The sequence below is a fragment of the Proteiniphilum sp. X52 genome (assembly GCF_003712195.1).
Taxonomy (GTDB): domain Bacteria; phylum Bacteroidota; class Bacteroidia; order Bacteroidales; family Dysgonomonadaceae; genus Proteiniphilum.
The window spans coordinates 59,844-85,287 of record NZ_RDSD01000006.1; the positions used below are offsets into that span (position 1 = coordinate 59,844).

Sequence of the window (25,444 nt, forward strand, 5' to 3'; positions counted from 1 at the left end):
AGCGGTCTTATAAATGAGTGATTAATTTTTTATCTGACCCTCAAAATATTTTATTCGATTTAAAATAAAAGACTATATTTGTAATCGATACACAGCAAAAGAAGGGAATAAAACTATATGGACAGCAATTTTTCACAACGGGTCAGAGACATCATGGCATACAGCCGGGAAGAAGCGGGCAGGCTCCAGAACAATTATATAGGGCCTGAACATCTTATGCTCGGCATCCTTCGCGATGGCGACGGATTAGCTATTCAGGTGCTCCAGGATTTCGATATCGATCTGCATGTGCTGAAAGATTATATCGATTCGCACGTGCGTGCTGCTCAGGAGCCTTATGATGGAGCCAATGAACTCGTAATTAATAAGAATACGGAAAAAGCATTAAAAATGAGTATTCTGGAAGCGCGTCTTACCAAGAGTCGGGAGACCGATTCCGAACATATTCTGTTGGCGCTGCTGAAAGAAAAAAGCACATTGATAAATGATATCCTCACACAATTTCAGCTTGATTATTCAAGTGCGTTTCTCTATATAAAAAGCATTCTTGACAACCGGACTGAAGATGGGGAGAAACAATCACCCTCTGCGGGAGCGAATTTCACCGACGACGATGACGAAGATGCGAACGAAAAATATCCGTTCAATCCTGCGGGAGGTCAAAGTTCCTCCTCGCAGACAAAAAGCAGTGGATCTGATACTCCCGTACTCGATAATTTCGGGACGGATATCACCCGCGCCGCGTTGGAAAACCGTCTCGATCCGGTAGTAGGGCGGGAAAAGGAGATTGAACGCATTGCGCAGATCCTCAGTCGCCGCAAGAAAAATAATCCGGTACTCATCGGTGATCCCGGTGTGGGTAAATCGGCCATTGTGGACGGACTGGCATTGCGTATCACGCAGAAGAAAGTCTCCCGCGCACTGTTCGACAAACGGGTGATCGCCCTTGATATGGCGTCGATCGTTGCGGGAACCAAATACCGCGGCCAGTTCGAAGAGCGCATCAAGGCAATATTGAACGAACTGTCGAAAAATCCGAACATCATCCTCTTTATCGATGAGATCCATACTATTGTGGGTGCCGGTGGCGCTGCCGGATCGCTGGATGCAGCCAATATGTTGAAACCTGCCCTGGCACGGGGTGAGATACAATGTATCGGAGCCACGACCCTGGATGAATACAGGAAGAATATTGAGAAAGACGGCGCATTGGAACGCCGGTTCCAGAAGGTGATAGTGGATCCCACCACCGCGGAAGAGACGCTGCAGATACTGCGAAATATCAAGGAGCGGTATGAGGAGCATCATAATGTGCGCTATACCGACGAGGCACTGCAGGCATGCGTGAAACTGACAGATCGTTATGTTTCCGACCGCACTTTTCCCGACAAGGCAATCGATGCACTCGATGAAGCCGGGGCCCGGGTGCATATTTCCAATATAGTGATACCTAAGACCATCGAACAACTCGAAGAGGAGTTGAAAGAGGTGGAACAGCAGAAAACCGACGCGGTAAAAGCGCAGAAATATGAGCTGGCAGCCAGCTATCGCGACAAACAACGTCAGTTGTTACTGGCACTCGAAGCAGAAGAAGAGCGCTGGCAGAAGGAGATCAAGGAGAAGCCGGAAATCGTGGATGAAGAAAAGATCGCCGAAGTAGTGGCAATGATCTCCGGTGTTCCGGTACAACGTATAGCGCAGGCCGAAGGACAGCGGCTGTTGGAAATGCGGGATGAATTGAAGAGCAAAGTGATCGGCCAGGATGAAGCGGTGGACAAGATTGTAAAGGCCATCCAGCGCAACCGGGTAGGATTGAAAGATCCCAACAAACCCATCGGCACTTTTATGTTCCTCGGCCCGACAGGGGTGGGAAAAACGCATTTGGCCAAGAAGCTGGCGGAATTCCTGTTCGACTCGGCTGAAAACCTTATCCGTATCGACATGAGCGAATACATGGAAAAATTCAACGTGTCGCGTCTCGTTGGGGCACCTCCGGGATATGTGGGATATGAAGAGGGCGGACAGCTTACCGAAAAAGTGCGTCGCAGACCCTACTCCGTAGTGTTGCTTGACGAGATCGAAAAAGCGCATCCCGACGTGTTCAATATCCTGCTTCAGATCCTGGACGAAGGGCATGTGACCGACAGCCTGGGTCGGAAGATCGATTTCAAGAATACAATCCTGATCATGACCTCCAATATCGGAACGCGGCAGTTGAAAGATTTCGGCCGTGGTATCGGGTTCAATACCAATCACGATGTGACTGATGCCGAATATTCGCGCAACATCATCCAGAAAGCGCTGAACAAGGCATTTGCACCCGAATTTCTGAACAGGGTAGACGATATCGTGATGTTCGACCAGCTGAGCAAAGAGTCGATCTACAAGATTATCGATCTTGAGTTGAAAGGCCTTTACAAACGTGTCGGAGACCTCGGATACAATGTTGTCCTTACTGAGCCGGCGAAAGAGTTTATTGCCAATAAAGGATACGACGTACAGTTCGGAGCACGTCCGCTAAAACGGGCTATCCAGAAATACATCGAAGACGAAATGGCAGAAATGATTATCCGCACCGGGATGAAAGAAGGCGAAACCGTTCTGGTAGATTTTGACGATGAAAACCAGAAAGTGATCATAAATGTAAAAGAAAAAGTGGAATAGGACATTCCACTTTTTCTTTTTTAAACGTGATCCAATCACATTCCTTTATCGCCGGTTTTCTTTTGATAAAAGCTATTCTGTGAAAAGCTAATCAATAGCCAGGATTTTGTTTCAGTGAAGGATTACGCTGCAACTCCTGCTGTGTAATAGGCCATAACATATGTTTTTCCTGGAAGGTGGCACCCCAGGGATTTTTTGCTCCGATCACATCGATAAACGTTACCACGCCCTTATTGTTTGCAGACGTTACCGGATATTTACGAGTACGTTGTATATCGTCCCATATTTTCATCTCGAGACTAAATTCACGGATACGTTCAGCCCATACCTGTTCAATAAAAGCTTCCCTTGAAAGAGCGCTCAATTGAGAAACAATCTGGGTCCTGGTCCTGGTTGTGTATGCACGGGCGCGCACATCCGCCAGATAGCCCACGGCCTCAGCGGTCACCCCTTCTGCCTGGGCGATAGCCTCAGCCGCGATCAGCAACACTTCGGCATAGCGGTAGATAGGGAAATCTTTTCCACTGATACCTGTTTCAAACATGGCTTCCTCATCAAGATAAAACCATGGAGAGGGTTGTTCAAATTGAGACATATTCCCATTCTGATCCGGATACTGGGTGAAGAAGAACTGTCTTTCCTGTATACGAAGGTCGTTTACCGGATCATAAGCATTGATCAATGTGGGCATCGGCCGGATCGCATTGTTGGTCAGGGTATATTTGAAAGTTCCCCAAGCCGCGGCATAAACGGGGAAAGAGAGTTGCACCCAACGGTTCTGGTAATCAGAGATCGTGGCTGAACGCTCCCTGGTGAAAACATATTCCTTAAGGTTATCCTCCGTACGGAGAATGTTATATGCGCTATTCTCAGGCTCATTATCCCGATGCTGTGTCAGGCTATGTTTTCCGGCATCAATAACGCTTCTGGCCGCCGCGGCAGCATCCGCGTAACGGTTGGTGTTCAACGGGTAACCGCTCATTTGCAGATACACATTCGCCAACAATGTTTCCGCAGTAGCTTTCGTAATCCTGAAACCATTATCAACAAATGCCGCGTCAGCCAAAACCGGGATCGCGTCTTTCAGATCCTGCTCGATCTGCGCATACACAGCGGACGAGGGGTCACGCGGAATATAAAGGTTCTCGAGCGACTCATAAGGTTCTGTTACCAGAGGTAGATCACCGTAGAACTTGACCAAGTGGAAATAGTTGAAAGCACGGAAAAATTTTGCCTGTGCGATCAATCGTTCTTTCTCGCCCGCAGCAAAACTGACGTCTTCAATTCCCGGAATATACTTCAATGCCGTATTGGCTCGGGCAATTGCTGTATAACAGTTAGCCCACAGTGTATTCATTTGGTTGGCGATATTAGACGCGCTGATAGTCAATTCCTGGCTGTACTGCACGATTACCTCCTGTCCTTTGTATTCATTGTCATACAAACCTGAAAGATAGGGTCCCCATGCAATGGTTGCTCCATTATACACCCCCGCATCATAATAGGTCATCAAACCGGTGTTATATAACGCATTGACACCGGAACGGGCGTGATTGGCAGTCTTATAGAACTGGCCAAGGTCCATATTCTCTCTCGGCTTTTCTTCCAAAAAACCTTCGCATGCATTGAATGTAAATGCGAAACAAAAGAGCATGAAACTTAAAAATATATTCTTTATTTTCATTGTCGTTTATTTTTTACAAGATTCTATTAAAATGTCGCCGATAATCCCAATGTGAAAGTCCTTGGCTTAGGATACTGGAAGAAGAACATGTTTTGACCAAACTTGGCGTTGGCTCCCGACTGCGATGTGGCCTCAGGATCATAACCCCGGAAGTCGTCCGCATGAATGACAAACAGGTTGTTCACACCACCATAAATGCGAAGAGAGCTGAACGCTTTGATCGCATTGGGTTTGAAAGTATATCCCAGTTGGATCAGATTGGCGCGCAGGTATGAACCGTCGGCCACCCATCGAGAATCAAGTTCCGAACTTTGTCCGTCGCGCGTTCCGTTGCGTATGGCCTGGGTCTTGGCGTCTGTCTTACCCGGTCTCCATGCATCATAAAGAATAGATTTTTCACCGTTGGTAAGTCCGAAACGGTCTTCCGTGGAGTGGGTAAATTGTTGCAATACTTCCACACCATATACAAACTGGAAGTCCACAGTCAAATCAAAATTCTTATAACTGAAATTATTGATGAAACTACCCATAAAGTCGGGCATACCCTTGCCAAGAATTTTCTTTTCAGAAGAACGTTTGGCCTGCCCCACGATCTGACCGCTGGGGATCAAACCCGCGTCCCGGTCTTCCTCAGTCCAGTAACCCAATCTTTCGTATCCCCAGAAAGCCGCCAAAGGCTCACCTACACGGAAGATGGTCTGATATCCGGATACCCAGCTGGGACCGGCAAATACATCTTCATTATTTTCACCCAAGGCATCGATCCTGTTTTTGTTGTAATTCAGGTTCAATGTGGTTCCCCAGGTGAAGTCGCCGGTAGAGATATTGGTAGAGTTGATCAAGAGATCGACACCACGGTTGGTGATCTGTCCCATATTGTCGGTTACAGCATCGAAACCGGTAGTACGGGGAACGGGGCGCGGCAGAATGAGGTCTTTCGTCTGTTTATTATAATACGACACTTCGAGATTCAGGCGATTGTTGAACATGCCGAAATCAACACCTATGTCGAACTGATGGGTCTTCTCCCACTTCAGGTCGGGATTAGCCAAACGGCCCGGCCATGCGGCACTTTGACGGCCGTCATTAATAAACACGTTACCACTCCCCATCATAGCCAAAGACTCATAGGTCCCGATCTCAGAGTTACCGGTAATACCGTAGCTGGTATGGAATTTAAGGTTGTTGACAATACCGGTATTGAAGAAATCCTCGTTCGACACCACCCATGCCAGACCGGCGGAAGGGAAGAATGCATATTTATTGTTTGCGCCGAAACGCGATGAACCGTCCGCGCGTCCGGTTACCGTGGCCGAATATTTATCGTCATAGGTATAGGAAGCCCTCAGGAAATAAGAATTCATTGCCCAACTCGAGTAACCCGACGTGGGATTCTTCGGCAACGTCCCTACTCCCATATTGTTATTTCCGTAGAAGTCATCCGTGAAGCCTTCGGTCTCACCGCGGTTCCATCGGTAAATTCTTTCCTGCCATGATAAACCCAACATAGCGTTGACACGGTGCTTATCAAATGAATTCATGTAGGTAAGGAAAGTCTCTTCCTGCCAGAAGAGGGTATGTTGATTCTCGATCCATGCATTTCCGTTCGGGAAAGAGATGTTGGCAAGATCGGTAGGAGAATAATTACGGTAATGGTTCATATACTTTGTGATCCCCAAACGAGTCTGCAGATCCAACCCCGGAGCCAGATGGAATGTAAGCTCGGTATTACCAAAGATTTGTGTACGTTCCCGCCTGCGTTCCTGTGTTTCCAGAACGTGAACCGGATTCGCCATTCCTTCCAGCCCCAACGCATCACTCACTGTGGTGGAGTTTGACCATCTTCCGTCGGGAAATTGAACAGGCATCCAGGGCACCATTTCTATCATGGAACGGCGAGGCATCTGGTGACCGCCATCTTCCTCGGCTTCATTTCCCCATGTATGGTTCACGAACAAACTTACGGAAGTGGACAACCATGGAGTGGGGTCAGCATCATAGGTAAGTTTCGCATTCACACGCTTCTGATAGGAATTCAGCATCAGACCCTGATAATCGGAATAATTAAGGAATGCCCCGATGGATGAAAATTCATTCCCTTGTTGTATACTCAACTGGTGGTTGTGCGACAAGGTGGTGCGGGTTGCCTCTCTTTGCCAGTCGGTATCATACAGCGGATTACCATTGGCATCAAACAAGTTGGGATCAGTAAAGTAATCAGTCTTGTTGAGCGAATAATTCTTGCCCTGGTATTTATTGGCATTTTCCTGACCGATCATGAAAGCTTCAATCCATTCGGAAGCATTCATCACATCCATATAGCTTGCCATGGTACCCACACCAACCGAACCGTCGTAGCCGACCCTGACTCCCGTGCCTCTCAATCCACGCTTGGTGGTGACAAGGATCACACCGTTGGCACCGCGTGCCCCGTAAATCGCTGCCGAAGAAGCGTCTTTCAGCACCTCAATCCTTTCAATATCGTTGGGGTTCATGTACTGGAAGTTCTCCATCGCCACACCATCCACGATATAAAGCGGATCGGTACTTGCGTTGATGGTTCCGGTGCCGCGAATCACGACACGAGAAGCACCACCCGGCTGGCCCGAATTGGAAAACACATTCACACCGGAAGCTTTTCCTTTCAATCCGTCCAACGCGCTGAATGATTGTTGCCTTAAAATATCCTCACCTCTGGACACAGAGATAGAACCGGTTACGTCGGATTTGCGTTGAACGCCATATCCCACGACCACCAATTCGTCCAATGCCTGAGTATCTTCCCGCAAAGTAATATTGAAGGTGGTTGTATTGGCCGTATTTATTTCCTGCTCTATATAACCGATATAAGAGATACGGATCACCGCATTATTTTCCACCTGTAGGGAGAAATCACCGTCCATATCGGTCACGGTACCGTTGTTTGTACCCTGCTCAATAATATTAGCGCCGATAATGGGCTCTCCCTGTGCGTCGGTTATTTTTCCGGTGATCTGCTTTCTCTGCTGCTGGAGCACGGTGTTCTCCTTATCCGCTTGCTCTTTTCCAACGTCTTTTTTATCGATGAAAATATACTTTCCGGATATTCTATAAGTAAGAGAGGAATTTTCCATTAACTGATCCAGTATCTCATGGATATTCCGGTTTTCCAGGTCCACATCATAGTGAATGTTGCGGTCCACATCACTGCTTTTATAAAAAAACACGTAATCGGACTGATTCTCAATAGCGGAAACAATCTCGTCAAAGGTTGCCTGCCGCATCTTCACCGATAGTTTTTCATTTCGGGCATGATCACCGGCAAAACCATTAAAATTCCCGGTAATCAGAAAGACAAAAATGAACATCACGGTTAAAGGTCTTTTTCTCCATATAAGTCTGTGGGAGTCTGTTAATTTATTCATATCTTTGCATGTTTTTGATGAACTATTTCGTTAAGCCAAATGAGCAGAGCCAAGCTTGCTTGAGCTATGCCATGGCAAGAAATAGTGCGTTTTTGATGAATTAAAAAATAGTAATCCACTGTTGCTTGTGAGACAATAGAGGTGATTTAATTTAATTGAAGACGAATCATGGGCCGGGATACTGTTGGCGCGGTCTCCCGGCTTTACTTATTATTTCAGGGTTCTCTCATAGGCATTTGTTTTTTATAAGTTATTAATCTATCTTGAATTATGCTGATCATCTTCTCTGAAGAAAGATGGTATCATCACTGAGCTGTAACCTGAATTGTCTTTTGAAATTGAGGACATTGGCAATCTCCTCCTTCGTCTGACGGGCAAAGAACTTTCCCGTATATTGTTCCTTCCTGTCCACTTCATCCGGAATAATAATGGTAACACCGTATATCTTCTCCAAACGACGGGCTATTTCCTCCAATGGAGCGTCTCTGAAAGAATAAACACCTTTCATCCATGATGTGGCGTCGAATGTATTTACTTCCGACAGCGTCGTTTGATAAGACTGCTTGTCAAAATAGATCTGCTGATCCGGATACATCATAATTTCATTTTTCAGGTTGCCTTCGTCATCATATGTCCTTAATTTCACTTTTCCGTTCACCAGCGTAGTAATTGCATAGGGATCGGCGGAATATCCGAGAACGTTGAATTCGGTTCCCAACACATTGATCCGCTGTTTATCGGCATGAACGATAAAATCATGCCGCTCATCTTTGGTTATACTGAAATAAGCTTCCCCATCCAGATATACCTCCCTCTCCCTTCCACCAAACTTTTCCGGATACCGGAACCGGGAAGAAGCATTCAACCGAACTAACGATCCATCCGATAACCGGATGGTTTGCGGCTCACTTTTGGGTCCGGTTCTGACTTCAACCCATACTATCTGATCATGCCCCTTGTAAAAGAAACGGAGTCCGACAACCATCAGCAAAATAGCAACCGCAGCCACTCCCGCGTACCGGACGAGGCTGACATAACGCTTCCCCTGATTTGTTTCTAATGATGAAATATGTGTTGCGGGTTGTTGCTTAAGTTTTTCCCTTAAACGATCCCAACTTGCCTCCATTTCCATTGCATCAGGTTTTCTCGCTCCTTTACGAAGCTCATAAATATGTTTTAATTGGAAGAAGATATCTTTATTTTCCCGCGAAGCATGATACCATCGCAGGAAAACCCGCATATCGTCTTCAGTCTGGTTCCCTTGAAGCACACGTACTACTATTGCCGGAACGTCTTCATTCATTGGTTATATCTTTTTGTCGAGCTATTTGTTCTTTCGTCATAACCCACCGGAAATCCACATGTTTCTTGGTCTAAATCTATCACCGGTCGCCTTGCCAAAACAGATGAATAGTCCAAGTCATTGAATTGTGTCAAATGAATCTCCCCACCGCAAGCGGACGGGGTATCATAGAAAAGTAAGCGGTATGATGGAACTAAGGCCCTCCGCCTTAGTCGCATACATTTCAAACTTGCATGCGAAACTTGCACTGGTTATATTATATATACGATTGTTAAAGGTGAACTACGTATTGTTTTTGAAAAATTCTTATATGAGTCCCCTCAAAAAAGTCTTTTTTACTCAAATTTCCCTCAAAACAACCATTGATTTTCAATGAGTTGGAAACCTGTAAAATCGGGTTTTAGGGATTTCGGGGCAGACTCTTATATTAAAAAACTGAACTTTCGCAAGTCGTGCAATGGCAACTAAATCTTTCGACTGACGATATCTCCGGTCACACACTTGGGAACGGGCATATCAGAACTATAAAAAAAATAATCGTGTGAAAAGTGAAAATTTGATATCAAAAAAGGAAAGGAAGAGAAAAACAATCAGACTATCCCGAAGAAATTTCAGGGCTTTATAGACCTGCGTCTCTACCGTTCTGACCGAAATATCCAATTCTTGGGCAATGTCGGTATGCTTTTTTTCCTCGAGATAGGCCTTCTTAAAAATCTCCCTGCGTTTGGACGGTAGTTTTTCAATGGAAGCATACACCGCTTCTATTTTGTCTTTATCCCATAAGTAGTCTTTCGGCGATTCGTAATATTTTAGTTCGTCGAGCTTCATCTGTCGAATGGCTTTGTTCATGAAAGTGTCTTCCACCTGTTGATGTTTCAAATAATCGTAACAGGCATGTTGAACCATAGACAAAAGGTAATTCCCGATATTTTCTTCCACAATGACCGTCGACCTTCTATCCCATATCTTAAGGAAAATATCGTGCACAATATCCTCCGCCGCATGGGCATCCACAAACTGCCGGGCAAAAAAGACCAGGTCTCCGGCATATTGGAGGTAAAAAGCTTTAAAATATTCTGTAAAAACACCTTGATTTTCTTTTTTCTTTTTCATTTCGGAATTCTAAAGATATCCACCAAAGGCGAACTTTCATTGCTGTTACAGGCATCAGGCACGAGACTGTCCTGGGGTATTTCCTGTCAAACCGGTTTAAACAGTCTGCCGTAAGCATTCACATCGATTTAAAACGATCCTCAAAAGTATAAAAAATAAAAGTCATCTCCGGCAAGTTCACCTTAAACAAGAAAATTCATCTTCTGTATGCCGCTTCACGAAAAACCTGATATGGATAAACAGATGCAAACTGTTAAACAAAACAACGGAAAACTTGTTTACTTTAATCACGGCAACGATAACACAAGATTAAAATGAAGATAGAAGTATGGACAGATATCATGTGTCCCTATTGCCATATCGGCAAAATACATTATGAGAAGGCACTCCGGCGGTTCGACCATGCCAATGAAGTGACTCTCGAATGGAAAGCATATCAGCTCAACCCCGACCTTCCGGACAAAGGAAAGGGCATCCCTGTCAAGCAATACTTGACGGAAATGGCGGGATATTCTGAAGAAAATGTGGACAATATGATTGCCGGAATCAAACGGCTGGCCGACGAGGCAGGTATTCCATTCGCTCTCCCCAACGCAATTGCCGCCAACACGCGTGACGCGCACCGATTAATCAAACTGGCAGCAGAAAAGAAACTGGATTCCGTTGTCCTGGGAAAACTGTCGAAAGCTTATTTCGAAGAGGCCAAGGATTACAGCGACTGGAAGTTGCTTGTCTCTATCGGGAAAGAGGCGGGTTTGGAGGAAGGAGAGATACGCCGCATGTTGGACAGCAACGACTATCTCTATGAAATAAAGCAAGATATGCAGGAAGCGGCCAATCTGGGGTTCGATACCGTGCCCACCTTTCTGATGGACAGGCGCCAGGCCATTATAGGCTCGGAACCGGTAGATCTGTTTGTAAAAGTGCTGAACAAAGCATATAGTGACTGGAAAAACAGGACGGAAAAGGATGCTTCGCCGGGACCGGAAGTGACCAGAGGCAAGTCATGTGACGCGGACGGGATGTGCGAGATTTAATTTTTTCATGTTTGAAAGGATTATGGTATCTTTGCACACAATGGAACAAGACCTGCAGGTCTTCACTAACTTTTCAATGAAGCGTATAAATGGAATATTTGCGGATCGATCTCAACGATAGAGCGCGCTGGGACAGAGTTTGGAAATTGTATGAAGAGAGTTTTCCGTTAGCGGAGAGACGAAAAAAGGAGGATCATCTGCGCGCATACGCGGATGATCGATTCTTTCCCTTATCGGCATGGGAAGGAGAGGAGTTGATAGGGTTGATATTTTTCTGGGAATGGGATTCCTATCGCTATCTGGAGTACCTTGCGGTTAACCCTGAGCTTAGAGGACAAAGCTTCGGATCCCGGATGTTGAAATATTTGCGTGATTCGCAGCACACCATCATCCTCGAAATCGATCCCCTCAGCAATGAATTATCGGTGCGCCGCTTACAGTTCTATGAACGGGCAGGTTACACGCTCACTCCCTATCGCTTTACGCACCTCCCCTACCGGCTTGAGGCAGAACCACAGGAGCTGCTTATACTAAGTTATCCGAACATGATCACCAAAGAACAGCACAATGATTTTGTCGGGTTTGTGAATGAGGAAGTGATCCGTTACTGTGAAGGTTATCCTTTCAACCAAGCACCGATTTCATAAGTTGCAGCAATTGATCCACCATCAGTTTTTCTCTTTTTGATCGTGGATAGATAGGATAAATGATGACCAGGATTTTTTCTTTATCTTCCATCTTCAGGTATCCCCCTAATCCCCATGAGGTCATTCGCGCGTCTGTCCTGAATTTCAGGATGTTCTTTTTCCTGTCGGAATAAGAGATGATCCATTGGCGGTCGATCCGCTGCATCACCTCATCGAAAGGGCATTCTGTCCGTCCGTTAAAGTGAAACAGCACTGTCTTCTGACCGGAAAAAGAGGGAGGCTCAGGATCATCCGATTCCATATAATCGAGCCGTTTTGAGAAATAATATGTGATGATCGCGGGAGGGATCATACCGACAATAAAAAACACTAACGCCGCCTGCCAGAGATTGACCTCCACGCTCCATAAGAAAGCGACGACTACGATAATCCCAACGTAAAAAACCAGGAAAATGGATACCCAGTATAAGTATAACCTGAATGTGAATCTCATACGATTAAAATTAGAATCACGGGCCAAGAACCAAGATTCAAGACCCATTTGTAAATTTATATATTCGTCTCTTGGCGCATTTAACCATGCCTCACTCCGTTGAAGGTTGTCTGCCCCGACTGGTCGGGGTGGGCACATTAGTTCAGTTGTGGCATGACCAGTTCTTCCGTGATATGGATATCTTTAAAACCCATCTCTCTCAAAAGCGAAGTGATGGCAATCCTCGCTTCATCGGTCGCTTGCCTGTAGATACCCTGTCCAACGGCATCACGGATCATCACATCTTTCTCCCGTGAAATCGCCTCGTTGTAATCCGATATTTTAATGGGATTAAACGCATTCTCGCTTTCATTGTACACCTGTATTGATTTTTCATCAATCACCGTATCCAGTATTTTGGGTTTAGGAAGCGAGATGTGAATAGTGGTGTCGTTATCCACAGTCACATTTATCCGGTTAAAATCCACTCCTGCCTTAATATATCCGTTATATTTCAGCAAAAAATATTTGTCGGTCAGCGGCACATTGATATTTAAGAACTTACGGTAGTCTTTATAACTGATCACTCCCGTATAGTTATACCTGACCAATGCCAGCTCCTGTATATAGGAAATACGATTCATCACCGAGGAACTGTCGTATCCTCTCTCTTTCCCAGCCCTTTTATTCCCTGCCAGCAGCAAGAGCGATAAAATAACCGAGAGAACGAAGAAGAAGACCGTCAATATATTGATCCTTATTTTCGTACTCACTACTATAAATTTGTCATTGCTCACACATCACTATCATATACCCGACACAGCATTTCCAAATTCATCCTATGGGAGGACTAATGACTTTCATTTCACCAACAGACTGAACCTGTTCTATCAAGGCGACTCACCAAGGTAATACAAAAATAGTAATTAAAATGAGAATATTATATTAAATATGGCCATAGACCACAAAATTGTATATATATTTGTACATTACGGTTACAACCGCCAGGATAAGGTCATGAATGAGTTCTTAAAAGCAAATTACTGGATCAACCGCAGAGATTATTTACTATGAGGCTTGCGTATATCATATTTTTATTGACTATTTTCCCCACGGCCATTTTCAGCGTGGAAAGTGAAAACGATTCCCTGCTAAAATTGCTGGACAAGGTTATTTCAGAGCGATCCGGATACACAAAGATAAGGGAAGATAAGATCCAGGAATTGAAGAGGAGAAAACAACTACTGGTCGATACGAACGATATAATCAATATCAACTCGAAAATTATCCAACAATACAATAGCTTCATTTGTGACTCCGCAGAGTTTTATATCAAAGAGAATCTATCTCTTGCGAACGAACTGGATGACCAAGATATCATTGTGGAGAATCTGTTGCGCTTATCCTATATATATTCACTGTCGGGTTTGTTTCTGGAAGCTTCTGCACTTTTCGACTCTCTTGATTATGAAAGCATGTCAGACAAAGACAAGTTATGGTATTGTTGGAATTCTATTCGATATTTTGAGAGTCTTATATTCTATACTTCCGATGCAAACCACTCGCTGGTATATGAAAAACAAAAGGAATGCTATAGAGACAAGGTAATGGGGTTGTTAGACAAAGGATCGGAAGAGTATAAAAAAGAATTAGCCCATAAGCTTCAGGAAGAAAGGCAGTTTTCAGAGGCGGAAAAATTGTTGTTGCCCATCTTTCATAATCAGACATCTGAAACACACGGTTATGCAATGGCTGCAATGAATCTCGCCAAATTATACCGCCACTCAGGTAAAAAAGAACTTGAAAATTATTATCTGATTATCGCAGCGATCACCGACATAGAATTGGCCGTAAAAGAAAATGAAGCGTTGCTCTCTTTAGCCATAAACCTGTATGAAATGGGGGATATTGACAGGGCATACGAGTACATAAGGATCGCATTGGATGATGCGCTGTTTTATAATGCAAGATTCAAAAACTCCGTTATCGCGCGGGTGCAACCCATCATTGAAGACACCTATCTGCAAAAGATTTATTCTCAACAGAAAAATTTAAAGACCTTCTCAATCATTACCAGTCTATTCGCACTGCTCCTGATCATTACCTTATTTTATCTGTATCTACAGGTCAAGGCCGTTTCAAAAGCCCGGAAGGAGCTTAGAATAATGAACGAAGATCTTCTGCAGTTGAACCGGAAGCTGGATGAAGCCAATACCGTGAAAGAACACTATATCGGGTACTTTATGAACCAGTGTTCTATCTATGTCAATAAACTTCACAAGTATCGGAAAAATGTGAACCTGAATATAAAAACGGGACAGATAAACAATCTATTTAAATTATCCACGGATGAATTGGAGAAAGATATATGCGAATTACATGCCAATTTCGACAAGACTTTTCTGGCACTTTACCCCAACTTTGTTTCGGAATTCAACTCTCTGCTCAGGCGTGATGAACAATATTATCCCGAAAGAGGAGAGTTAAACAATGAACTTCGTATATTCGCTTTGATCAAATTAGGGATCACAGACATGAAGCAGATCGCCGACTTTCTGCACTACTCGGTGCAGACTGTTTACAACTATAAAAGCAAAGTAAAGGGAAAAGCCCTGGCTGGGGGTGATCAATTTGAAGAAATGATCATCAGGATCGGGAGTATATCTTAAAAGAAGGATATTTTCCCGGTTCTTTGGCATTCCTTTTTAAAAGGAAAATATCCAAAGAACCGGGTTAAGTTAATCAATTCAGAGATCTCCCCTACTCACAGCTTTCCTCTATCACAAAATCATCATCCGTTTCGTTATCCAATATAACCACACTTTTATCCTTATTTGTGAAATGAACCTGAATGCCCGATATATCTGCATCTTTGGATAAGCCAAAGAATTCTCTCGGGTAAATGTACTTCTGGAAAGAGGTCACTGCGCCCAGATCACCCAGTGATTCCATAAGAGTTTTATCGGAAATCTCGTCCACGATCTTTTCTTTCTCTACTCCACCTTCCAGGTACTGTACCTTTGCATACAGATGAACATCGCCATCTTTCAGACCACCTTCGGTCACGTAGTTCGGTTCGTTATAGCGGATGGAAAATATATCACCGAAACCGAAAGTGGCAGGAACGAAAGATACCGCGGGGTCAGAAGTGAAGTCCATTTGAGGCTCATCACCACCGGTAACTTCCAGAAGTTTAGCTTCTACCACATCCTCATCGGGGTATTTTTCATTGTGGAATCCAAATGCTTCACCACAGAATGTATACCCCGCATAGAACCTCACGGCACGCGGACCTGTATGAAGTTTTATGTTCACAGAACCCACTACGGTTTTTTGGTCTGCGATGTTATCATTGATTTGGAAAGTGGTAGCCGATTTAAACACGACCCATTCCATCGGGCCTGTATTGCCAAGTACACCCATACGGCTCTGGAAAGAAGATGCCCATGGCATTCCATCCGTTGGATTTGTGTCTGTGGCACTCATCAGTACCATGGGTTCGTTGGTAACCTTATTCCCGGCAAATGCCGCGTCAGTGGTAAGAGTCAGCATAGCATTGTCTCTCACATTCCAAGCTTTAGGCATTAATATACCAAATGCCAACTTACTGTTACCATCGGTTTCGGCAATGATTTTTATCTTTACTGTTATATTGATATCACTGTCAACCTGGGCATTGTCGGGGTGAATGATCTCTTCAATGGTCATGCAGGTGGCAACAAGGAATAACACTGCCACCAATGATAAATAGTATTTATATTTTTTTATGTATTGCATAAGATTACAATTTTATTGATGAATGCTTTTGAAAGTGTATTTATAATCCAGTGACGGACAATCCAGTTTGAAAGGGATGCTAAACTCACCGTTCACATAGTAGGCGATTAATTTGTCCGATTCAGTTAAACGCAGTTCATTGGGAAGCGCGCTCGTGTTCAGATATGCATCCACCCTACCGGCTGGGATTTCATAGCTGTAAGGTGAAAAAGGCACATCGCCATTGCTGAAACTTACCGCACTGATCTTATTATCGGTATAGTGCAACGTCAACCTGAAAGTCTCGAAGAAGTCGAATTTCTGGGCAAGGTCGATCCCGTTAATGTTTACCTCGTCGTACTGGTAAACATGGAAAAGGCCATAATTTATATCATAATCAGATGGGTAGTCGGATGATATTTGTGTCCGGTTTTCGTCTTCGCAGCTTATGATGGCGAATAAAACCGAAACTACAATAAGTATGAATCCATATTTTTTCATCATTTTAATTTTTTAGTTTATAAGTTGTTGATTTTCAAACTTTTAATCCATAATTTTATCTATATCGATCCAGAAAAACCGGGGGCGATAAGTAGTTACATCGCTGAACTGCTCCGCAAACACTTCGGTATTCACGTTGTAGCTGACAAGTATCATCCCGTCTTTCTCAAACTGCGGGTGAGCCATCGCATTGTAGGTCAATAAATGGGGAGTGTTTTGCTCATAGGTTCTGAATATGAGTTGTTTATTTCGCCACGGACCGGCAGGACTATCAGCAATAAACGTGTATATCTCACCGGAATTAAAAGTTTTCTTTTGGGTGAGCAGTACATACTTGCCCCGCAGTTTGAACACATTGAACTGTGACGAAACGGGTACCGTTGATAACCCTTGCAGCTTCACGGCATCTGAAGGATTTGCACTCCAGCCCGAACCGTTATAATATTGCCAGTTATCATATGGGTTGCCTACGGCGGTTCGCGCAACCAGCACCTCTGTGATGGGATCCATATCATTTCGTATATCCACCTGTGCATAGATATAATTATAATCGCCATCGTTGAGCGCGGCCATTCCATAATGAATATCCGGTGAACCGTTGAATGGTATGGGCGTTATCCTATTCAATTCCAAACCGGGAAGGTTATACTCCAGTATATGGGTGGTTTCATACATGAAACCCCACATGCCTTCACCTCCCTGATACATCAGGGTTTGGAAAATGTATAACTTATCACCATTCACAAAACCGTGTCCGGGCCAGTACCATTTCTGCTCGTCGGGATAACCGGGAGGCACTGCCGCAGAAGCATTCCTGTCGCCCCCGTATCCGTAAATGGCACTCACCTTCCCGTTCTCATACACAATATAGGTATTGCGATACATACGCTCGGATGTCGGACGTTGTCCATTAGTAACCGTTCCTATATAAGAGTCGCCCATCAGGAAGATACTCCTGCCGTCGGGTAAAGGAATGGAATACATACCATCACCTGCGGTTACACTTCCCTGGTCGGGAATGATAATGCTGGCAATCACCTTGTCAAGACCATCAATTTTTGCCTGGATAGTGTTGGTGTTTACAACTTCACTACCCTTCATCAATGAGAGAGTTACCGATACAGGTTCATTGTATGGCACCTGAGTGAAGTAGGCCGTCGCTGCGTCTCTTCCAGCAGTTTTAGTGATGGCCGGTTTGCTCAACTCAATACGATAATTATCGAAACTGACTTCCGGGTTGGTAAGTTCCCAGGACAGGTATAGCGTATCCGCATTGAATGTACTGGAAATCTTGATATAGGTGTGATCCCCGTCTGGTTCAAAGGGATTCTTCCTTATACTGTCATCACTGTCCGAGCAAGAGACGAAGATGCAAAGCAAGAATGAGAATAATATCATACGATTATAATTGTGCTTCATAATTTAATACTCGTTATTAAATGATCAATCCCTCTTCAATTTAGGATTTAACCTCTTTTCCCTGATCGGGTATGGCAACAATAAACTTGCTTCGGTAAACGGCGCTGTATGGCTCGGCGTCTGGTACCCGATCATATTTACCATCTGGCCTGTGACAGCATGTAAAGCCCTGCGGGTTCTCAACATATCATACCATGTCTGATTCTCGAAGGCCAGCTCCCAGAAACGTTCCTGCAATACCTTATCAACCGTGATGGATGTTGGTTTCACTTCTTCCGGCAATGCACGTTTTCTGACGGCGTAGTAGGCTGCAATGGCATCGGCATCGGTTGTGGTTCCTCCATCGGCCTGGGCTTTTGCCTCAGCCAACATCAACAGCACATCAGCATATCTTAAGAGTGTAAAGTTGGCTCCCGATTTTCCGGTTACCGCGGCATCCTGATCCCAGTACTTATAGATATATAACCTGCCGAGGTCTACCATGCCCGATTGGTCGAGTGCCTGCTGTTGGGTATAATAGAATTCTCTTTCTTTTTTACGCTTATCGCCTTCGGGGTAGGTGTCGAAGAACATCTGGGTAACAGTGATCGCTCCACCGTAAGCGGCACTGGCAGAGACGGCTTTTACCGGTGCAGGATAAGCCAGCAGGGCACTATGGAGGGGATTACCTGCATTGTCAGCCTCTCTCTGAATGGACCAGATAATCTCTCCGGAATTTTCAACAGTTCTCAACTCTTCATAGCTGTCGAACAGAGTAAATCTCCCACTGCTATATACCTGCTTTGCCATGTTGTAAGCCCTGGCATAGTATTCGGTTCCTTTTTGAAGGGGATATCCGGCCATGGTAAGTAAGACCTTGGCGTGCATCGACTTGACCGCTCCTTTCGTTACGCGGCCACTGGTATTTGTCCACTCCCTATCTTCCATCAGTTCGCCAGCTCTTGTCATATCCGCATCGATCTGGGTGTAGATGGCCTCTACGGATGATAATTCAATGGCAGTGTCAGTTACATCTCTGGTAGGGGTGAGCTTCAGTGGCACCGGTCCATAGAGTCTTACCAGATTGAAGTAAAAGTAAGCACGGAGGAAATAAGTTTCGCCCAGGTACTGGTTCCTTTTGGCCTCACTTATCATCCCTTCTGCCATACCTTCTACACCTTCGATGATGCTGTTGCAATTCTCAATAGCTCTGTATGCTGTTTCCCAGAATCTCTGCACATAGCTGTTATTTTCCGCAATGAGCAGACTGTTGGCCTGAGCGAGGTCTTGGGTACCTGATCCGCGCATACGTTCACCGTATCCGTGCATGAATTCCAGGAAGACGAAACTATGAGAGCCGGGCTCGATATCTGAGTCCATAATATCATCCACAAAGGTGTATATACCGTTCACGGCAGCAGATACCTGCTTTTCGTTTTGGTAATACGAATCGGGGTTCAGAAATGTCTTTGGCTTTTCTTCAAGGAAAGAATCGCATGAAGAGATCATTACCGCCAGGGCAATGAGCCAGCTTATATTTGAATATATCTTTTTCATTTGATTGATAATTTAGACATAAGAGCCAAGAATCAAGACATAAGACATTACATATCCTTATGTATCGTTGATCTATATGCTCGTTTCATATGATTTTATCTCTTTACATCAATGTATATGGGAACGTTTTAGAACCAGGATTTTTAGAATCAACAACTAAGAAATTAGAACTAAGAAGCGGAGAAGTTCAATATTTCGTTTTTCATTCTTAACTCTTAATTATTCACTTTTAAAAAATCTTGGCTCTTTGTTTTTTACTCTTTAATTCTCAGAATGTAATCTTCATGTTAGCCGTAACTGTTGTTGGACGAGGGTATGAGTAGAAATCGACACTCTGTCCGTTGTCTGTATTGAAGGCTCCCATTTCGGTATCATATCCGGGGTATTGAGTGAGTAACGCAAGATTTTCAACAGACACTCCCAATGAGAGGTTATTTACTTCCCTGAGCCAGTTAAGCACTTTAGGACTGAAAGAATACGAGAGTGCAACGTTACGGATTCGTAAGAAGTCTCCTTTATGAAGCATGTACGAATCCTTTTCGTTTTCGCCGAAGAATGGATCTGAGGGCAAACGCAATGCAGCCACCATAGTATTTTGATTCTCAGGGGTCCATGCTTTGAGTATATCTTTCACGCTGTTGCTGTACAACGGTCTGTTTTCGCCCATGGAATGGGTAATGCTCATGATCTTGAAGCCGTACACATAATTAAGGTCAACCATCAATGAAAAGCCCTTGTGGGTAAAGGTATTCACCATAGTTAGGTTTCCTTTCGGTCTGCCGGTTCCCATTAACTGACGATCCTCTTCGTCGATCTTATAATCACCATTCACATCTTCGTACTTGATATCACCAGGTCTTTTGCCATACCTGGCAGCTTCCTCTACCTCGCCAAGACTCCAGGTACCCAGTCTTTTATAAACATAATACGATGCCCAGTCTATACCTTCCCGAGCTATGGTATTATTCCCCGTATCAATGGTTTCTCCGTTTATATCTATGGTTTTCACTTTGTTAGTGGAGTACACAAGATCTGTCACCCACATAAAATCTTTTGTATGGATGTTGCGTGATGTAATGGTAGACTCGAATCCCTCGTTCCGTATCTCGCCGAGATTGGACCACGTAGTGGCATATCCGGTGGTGATAGGTATCTGTTTCTCGAACAACAGGTCTCTGGTTGACTTGGTGTAATAGTCCATGATTACCTCTAACCGGTTGTTAAGGAAACTCAGGTCCAGTCCAATATTAAACTGGCGTGATGATTCCCACTTGAGATCCTTGTTACCCAGGTTGCTGAGGGTTACATACGATGTAAGTTCTTTGTTGAAAATGGTAGAACCGTTGCCGTATTGTGAGATGGTTCTGTAATTAGGGATGGAGGCGTTACCCACTACACCGTAACTTGTTCTGAGCTTGGCCTGGCTTACCACATTGAGGAGCGGTCGGAAAAAACTCTCTTCCGAAATACGCCATCCGGCAGATACTGACGGGAAGTATCCATACTTGTTGTTCATGCCAAAATTTGAGGCTCCATCAGCACGGAATGTAACACCCAGCAGATACCTGTCGCGGAAGCTGTGATTCATCCGGAAATAGTATGAATTCATCGTATTCTGATTCATCCCTGATCGGGGTTCGTGCCATGTTGTTCCTGCCGAGAGGTTGTGATAATCAAACGAATCATCGAAGTATTGTTCGGAACCCGAGGATGAACTTTCATTGCGATTATAATACCAGCTGGCACCCAGCACAAAGTTAGAACTGAGTTGTCCGTTGAAATACTCATCGGTATAGGTAAAGTAGTTTTCGCTGGTGAGTTTCTGATTATCGGAGTTACTGATATCCGCATAGCCACCATTGTTTTCGCTTACGTCCAGAAGCCCGGCTTTAGCATAACTCATCCCCTTCCTGTTATTCTGCTGATAATCTCCCTGTACGGTCAATGTTAGCTTTCTGGTTATGTCGAGAGTAGAATTGAGGCTGAATACGGAGAAATTGGATTTCCATTCATCCCTTCGGTCTCGTAGTAACAGCAGTGGATTCTCCCCTTCCTCGGAAAATTTGTAATCTCCCTTGCGTCCCCAACTGCCATCTTGGTATTTAACAGGCACAATGGGCGGCATCTCGATCATATTACGGATCGCCCCCTGACCGAAAGAACTTTCCATATCGTTATTGTTACCTTTCTGACCACCAACGGTTCCTACAACCTGCACGCGGAGCCATTCCTTAATCCTGCTGTTTACATTCACAGTACCGGAGAAGCGTTCGTACGCTGAGCTTTTCAACACTCCTTCATAGTTTTGGTAGGCAACACTTGAATAAACACTTGTATCATCGTTACCCGATGAAAAAGATACGATGTGGTCATGGGTGATGGCTGTGCGGGTCATTTCCTTCTGCCAGTCTGTGTTGTACCTGGGCGAAGCAATCAACAGTCCTTTTTCATCGTACTGGTAGTTGCCGGAAGCATCTTTGGCATAATAGAAAAGTTTTTCGTCGGCAGTGGTAAGGTGAGGCATGGTTTGTCCGCTGTAGGCATAGCTGCGCCGTTGGACTTCCATATATTCATCGGCATCCAGCATGTCGAGTTTGCGATTCATAAAACCGAATCCCATCTTACCATCGTAGGTAATAGAGCCTTTGCCTTTTTTACCTTTCTTGGTGGTGATAAGCACAACCCCGTTTGATCCTTGTGCGCCATACATAGCTGTTGCAGCAGCATCCTTAAGAATGTCGATAGATTCAACATTCGCGGAATTGATGATATTGGGATCAACGCCAATTACACCATCGAGTACATAGATAGGGTCTTTACCTGCATTGATGGAACCCATCCCACGAACGCGGAGGGAAGATGAACCACCCGGCCTCCCGGACATGGATACGTTTGTTACCCCGGCCACTTTTCCGGCTATGCCTTGCATGATGTTAAAGGCAGACGGTCGTTCATTCAATTCATCACTTTTTACAGAACTCACTGCTATGGACATATCTTTTTTTGATCGGGTTCCGTATCCGATAACCACCAGATCTTCCATCAGAACAGCATCCGGTTTCATAACCACATTGTACTGTGAATTATCACCGATTGTCAACTCAACAGTCATCATTCCCACATACGATATCTGCAGCGTTTTAGCATCGGAATGTATTCTTAAAGAGAAAATTCCGTCAATATCCGTGGTGGTACCTATTGTCGTACCTTTCACCACAACAGTGGCACCAATCACAGGATCACCGTTCTCATCGGTCACCACACCGGAAATCGTTCTTGCAGGGTGTTGTGAAATGAGATCTGAGGTGGCTTTCGCCTGTACTCCGCTACTGAATGGCAGTATCAGGATCAACAGCAGTTTTACAATTTTGGGAAACACACCAGGCGCATCCGCTCTCTGTTTTCTTTTCATGTTTGCAAACAATTTTTGATTAATAAAAAGCTATGTTTAAATATGATTAAATAAATAGGACTACCTACCCCATTCTTTATTAGGAGTATTCCCCATATATAATTCCAAAACACCTCCCTGAGCGATATCAGAAAAATCAAGGTAGCATTCGCTGTATTCTTCTCCGTTCAGCACTGCCTTCTGGATATATATATTTTCCGGACCATTGTCATGGGCTATGATTGTAAATTTCTCTCCCGGTGCGTAATCGGGCTCGAGCCTGAAATCTACCCTGTCGAATACCGGGCTGGTAATCTCTAACCTCGTATCGCCCGGGCAGGAAGGATGAATCCCTGATGCTGTTAACACATACCATGCGGACATCTGTCCCGCATCTTCATTGCCGACAATACCCTCCACTTCATTACGATATGCGTACTTACAAATATGCCTGCTCCATTTCTGTGTATTCCACGGCTCATTCAGCTTATTGAATAAGAAGGGCACAAAATGCACCGGTTCATTGGCATGATTGTAATAGTCATTCCACAACAGGTCATCCGGGGTTTTATCAAAGAAGCTGCACAGGTCTGCCAGCACTGCTTTTCTGCCACCCATAAGTTGCACCATACCTTCTATATCATGTGGCACAAACCAACCCTGCTGGTAAGGGTTTGACTCCACACATCCATACCATTCGATCGTCCGGGCGTTTTCCGGCCAATCCTGCCATGAGCCGTCTGGTTTGCGGGGACGGAACCACCCTTTTTCCTTATCAAAAATATTCCGATAAGCCTGGGATTTCCTTGCGTATACCTTTGCCTCTTCGTCGTTACCCATTGCAGTGGCTAACTGTGAAATACACCAATCTGTATAGGCATATTCCAATGTATGCGAAATACTGAGTTCGGAGGGAGTATATCCCAATTCGTCATTACCAAACAGACGGGAAGTATTCTTCGCATACTCATAGGCTTTTTCTGCATCGAAAGTCCGGATTCCTTTTATATAGGCATCGGCAAGTATCGAAAGTGCCGGATTCCCGAGCATACATCCGGAATAGGCATTCACAATCTCCCAACGTTCATAATATTCTTTGCCACTCTCTTCAGCTAACGTAATAAGTGAATTTATCTGATCACTTACCAGGGAAGGATTTATAATTGTTTGTAGGGGAAACTGACTGCGGAACACATCCCATCCACTGAATATGGTGCGTTTGGTAAAGACTTCGTTTGTTGAATAAATTGTATTGTCACCACCCATATAACGACCGTCGGCATCGGTAAATATTCGGGGATCGATCATAGTATGATACAACGCGGTGTAGAATATAGTCTTCTCATCGTCACTTCCTCCGGATATTTTAATCCGGCTTAACTCTTTATCCCATAGCTGGCGTGCCTGAGTCTTCACTTCATTAAAATCTAACGAGGCGATTTCAGTGTTGAAATTATTTTCCGCCCCTTCCATATCTACAAAGGAGATACCCACTTTCAGTGTGATTTCCTCTTCTTTGTGAGTAGGAAATTCGGTATAGAAACCCAGATGTTTTCCTTTCATTTCCTCCTTTCCGGTAATGACCGGAGCTTCGGATACTCTGGTAAGGTAAGGAATGCCCACCACATCATCCTTCTTGCGGCCCCAACCATCAGGAATATCGGCACTCCAAAATCCATAATTCTCTAACGGCTTGCTGAAACGGGCGAAAAAATGCACGGTATAGTTTGTATTGCCTTCCCCGTCACCCCAGCCACCACCATCGGGTGTGCATTTCATCCACCCCTTGATGGTATATTGGTCTACCACTTTCAGATACTGTTCCACAGATGTTCCTCCCACCCTGCGGGCAAGATCAATCTGAATACGTGATTTCTCGTTTTCGGGAAAGGTAAACTTCAATATGCCGCAACGTGGTGTGGTGCTGCTCTGTACATTGATTTCGTAATCTGTAAGGTCGACCGAATAAAATCCGGCTTCGGCAACTTCGGATTTCTTATCGTAATAGGATCTGTAGCCGGTGATACTACCGTCTTCCTTTCCTGCAATCTTTTTCAATTCGCCGGTTGTGGGCATCACCAGAAAATTACCCAGATCCCCGAACCAGCCTACACCGCTCATTTGTGTGAAAGCAAAACCTTCTATCGTTTTGTGTTCATAACTGTATCCCGGGCTGTTATCACCGCCGGTAATGGTATTCGGACTTACCTGTACCATACCGTATGGAGTGGTTGCTCCCGGAAACGTTTTACCCAATCCGTGATAAACTCCGGCTGCCGTAGTGCTGGTACTTGCTCCTATAAAGGGGTTTACATAATCCGCTGGTGAGAATTCCGCTGTATTATCTTTCTGTGGGTTTGAGCAGGAGGTAATCCCCATGATTGCGCAGGAAACGAATAAAAGAATAACAGCTGTTGGCTTGTTTCGATGGGATATCATATTAATTGTTTTAGTACCTAAACTAGATATATAGTTATGCATTGACGTCATTAGAAACCTGAAATTCATACCGATCGG

Annotated in this window: 16 protein-coding genes; 4 read left to right on the forward strand and 12 right to left on the reverse strand. The window is 44.5% G+C overall.

Annotation, left to right across the window (positions count from 1 at the left end):
* Positions 1-117 precede the first annotated feature (117 nt).
* The gene (locus D7D25_RS06770) at positions 118-2,664 is read left to right on the forward strand and encodes an ATP-dependent Clp protease ATP-binding subunit (protein ID WP_122968223.1); all 2,547 of its coding nucleotides are present in this window, start codon (positions 118-120) and stop codon (positions 2,662-2,664) included.
* 91 nt (positions 2,665-2,755) lie between these two features.
* Here the strand turns inward: D7D25_RS06770 and D7D25_RS06775 are convergent, their stop codons facing one another.
* The 4 genes from D7D25_RS06775 to D7D25_RS06790 all read right to left on the reverse strand — a co-directional run bounded on the left by D7D25_RS06775 (position 2,756) and on the right by D7D25_RS06790 (position 10,168).
* Positions 2,756-4,348, reverse strand: coding sequence for a RagB/SusD family nutrient uptake outer membrane protein (locus D7D25_RS06775; RefSeq protein ID WP_122968224.1), 1,593 nt, complete (start codon positions 4,346-4,348; stop codon positions 2,756-2,758).
* Positions 4,349-4,374: 26 nt separating this feature from the next.
* Positions 4,375-7,752, reverse strand: a complete 3,378-nt coding sequence (locus tag D7D25_RS06780; protein ID WP_255417218.1) for a SusC/RagA family TonB-linked outer membrane protein — start codon at positions 7,750-7,752, stop codon at positions 4,375-4,377.
* Between the two features lie 277 nt (positions 7,753-8,029).
* Positions 8,030-9,055, reverse strand: coding sequence for a FecR family protein (locus D7D25_RS06785; protein WP_122968226.1), 1,026 nt, complete (start codon positions 9,053-9,055; stop codon positions 8,030-8,032).
* Between the two features lie 522 nt (positions 9,056-9,577).
* A complete protein-coding gene (locus D7D25_RS06790) occupies positions 9,578-10,168 on the reverse strand; it encodes an RNA polymerase sigma-70 factor (RefSeq protein WP_122968227.1) in 591 nt (196 codons plus the stop codon).
* 314 nt (positions 10,169-10,482) lie between these two features.
* Here D7D25_RS06790 and D7D25_RS06795 point away from each other — a divergent pair, with 314 nt between their 5' ends.
* Complete coding sequence (locus tag D7D25_RS06795) at positions 10,483-11,205, forward strand: DsbA family protein (RefSeq protein ID WP_122968228.1); 723 nt, start codon at positions 10,483-10,485, stop codon at positions 11,203-11,205.
* 89 nt (positions 11,206-11,294) lie between these two features.
* Positions 11,295-11,852 (forward strand): GNAT family N-acetyltransferase, encoded by a 558-nt coding sequence (locus tag D7D25_RS06800; RefSeq protein ID WP_122968229.1) that lies wholly within the window; start codon positions 11,295-11,297, stop codon positions 11,850-11,852.
* Here D7D25_RS06800 and D7D25_RS06805 read toward each other — a convergent pair.
* Together D7D25_RS06805 and D7D25_RS06810 are read right to left on the reverse strand one after the other, a co-directional pair.
* Positions 11,830-12,345 (reverse strand): hypothetical protein, encoded by a 516-nt coding sequence (locus D7D25_RS06805; protein ID WP_148038873.1) that lies wholly within the window; start codon positions 12,343-12,345, stop codon positions 11,830-11,832. The genes D7D25_RS06800 and D7D25_RS06805 overlap by 23 nt on opposite strands.
* A gap of 137 nt (positions 12,346-12,482) precedes the next feature.
* Complete coding sequence (locus tag D7D25_RS06810; RefSeq protein WP_148038874.1) at positions 12,483-13,097, reverse strand: DUF4230 domain-containing protein; 615 nt, start codon at positions 13,095-13,097, stop codon at positions 12,483-12,485.
* Between the two features lie 297 nt (positions 13,098-13,394).
* On the opposite strand from D7D25_RS06810, the gene D7D25_RS06815 reads away from it, so the two are divergent.
* A complete protein-coding gene (locus D7D25_RS06815) occupies positions 13,395-14,993 on the forward strand; it encodes a DUF6377 domain-containing protein (RefSeq protein WP_122968232.1) in 1,599 nt (532 codons plus the stop codon).
* 91 nt (positions 14,994-15,084) lie between these two features.
* Here D7D25_RS06815 and D7D25_RS06820 read toward each other — a convergent pair whose 3' ends face one another.
* The 6 genes from D7D25_RS06820 to D7D25_RS06845 all read right to left on the reverse strand — a co-directional run bounded on the left by D7D25_RS06820 (position 15,085) and on the right by D7D25_RS06845 (position 25,366).
* Positions 15,085-16,101 (reverse strand): DUF4961 domain-containing protein, encoded by a 1,017-nt coding sequence (locus tag D7D25_RS06820; protein ID WP_122968233.1) that lies wholly within the window; start codon positions 16,099-16,101, stop codon positions 15,085-15,087.
* A gap of 12 nt (positions 16,102-16,113) precedes the next feature.
* Positions 16,114-16,584 (reverse strand): hypothetical protein, encoded by a 471-nt coding sequence (locus D7D25_RS06825; protein ID WP_122968234.1) that lies wholly within the window; start codon positions 16,582-16,584, stop codon positions 16,114-16,116.
* A 39-nt stretch (positions 16,585-16,623) separates the two neighbouring features.
* Positions 16,624-17,979, reverse strand: a complete 1,356-nt coding sequence (locus tag D7D25_RS06830) for a DUF4185 domain-containing protein (RefSeq protein WP_255417219.1) — start codon at positions 17,977-17,979, stop codon at positions 16,624-16,626.
* A 45-nt stretch (positions 17,980-18,024) separates the two neighbouring features.
* Entirely contained in the window at positions 18,025-19,536 is a 1,512-nt protein-coding gene (locus D7D25_RS06835; protein WP_122968236.1) for a RagB/SusD family nutrient uptake outer membrane protein, read from the reverse strand.
* A gap of 268 nt (positions 19,537-19,804) precedes the next feature.
* On the reverse strand, positions 19,805-22,948 hold the full coding sequence (locus D7D25_RS06840) for a TonB-dependent receptor (RefSeq protein WP_122968237.1): 3,144 nt from the start codon (positions 22,946-22,948) through the stop codon (positions 19,805-19,807).
* A 60-nt stretch (positions 22,949-23,008) separates the two neighbouring features.
* Positions 23,009-25,366, reverse strand: a complete 2,358-nt coding sequence (locus D7D25_RS06845; protein WP_122968238.1) for a GH92 family glycosyl hydrolase — start codon at positions 25,364-25,366, stop codon at positions 23,009-23,011.
* Positions 25,367-25,444 lie beyond the last annotated feature (78 nt).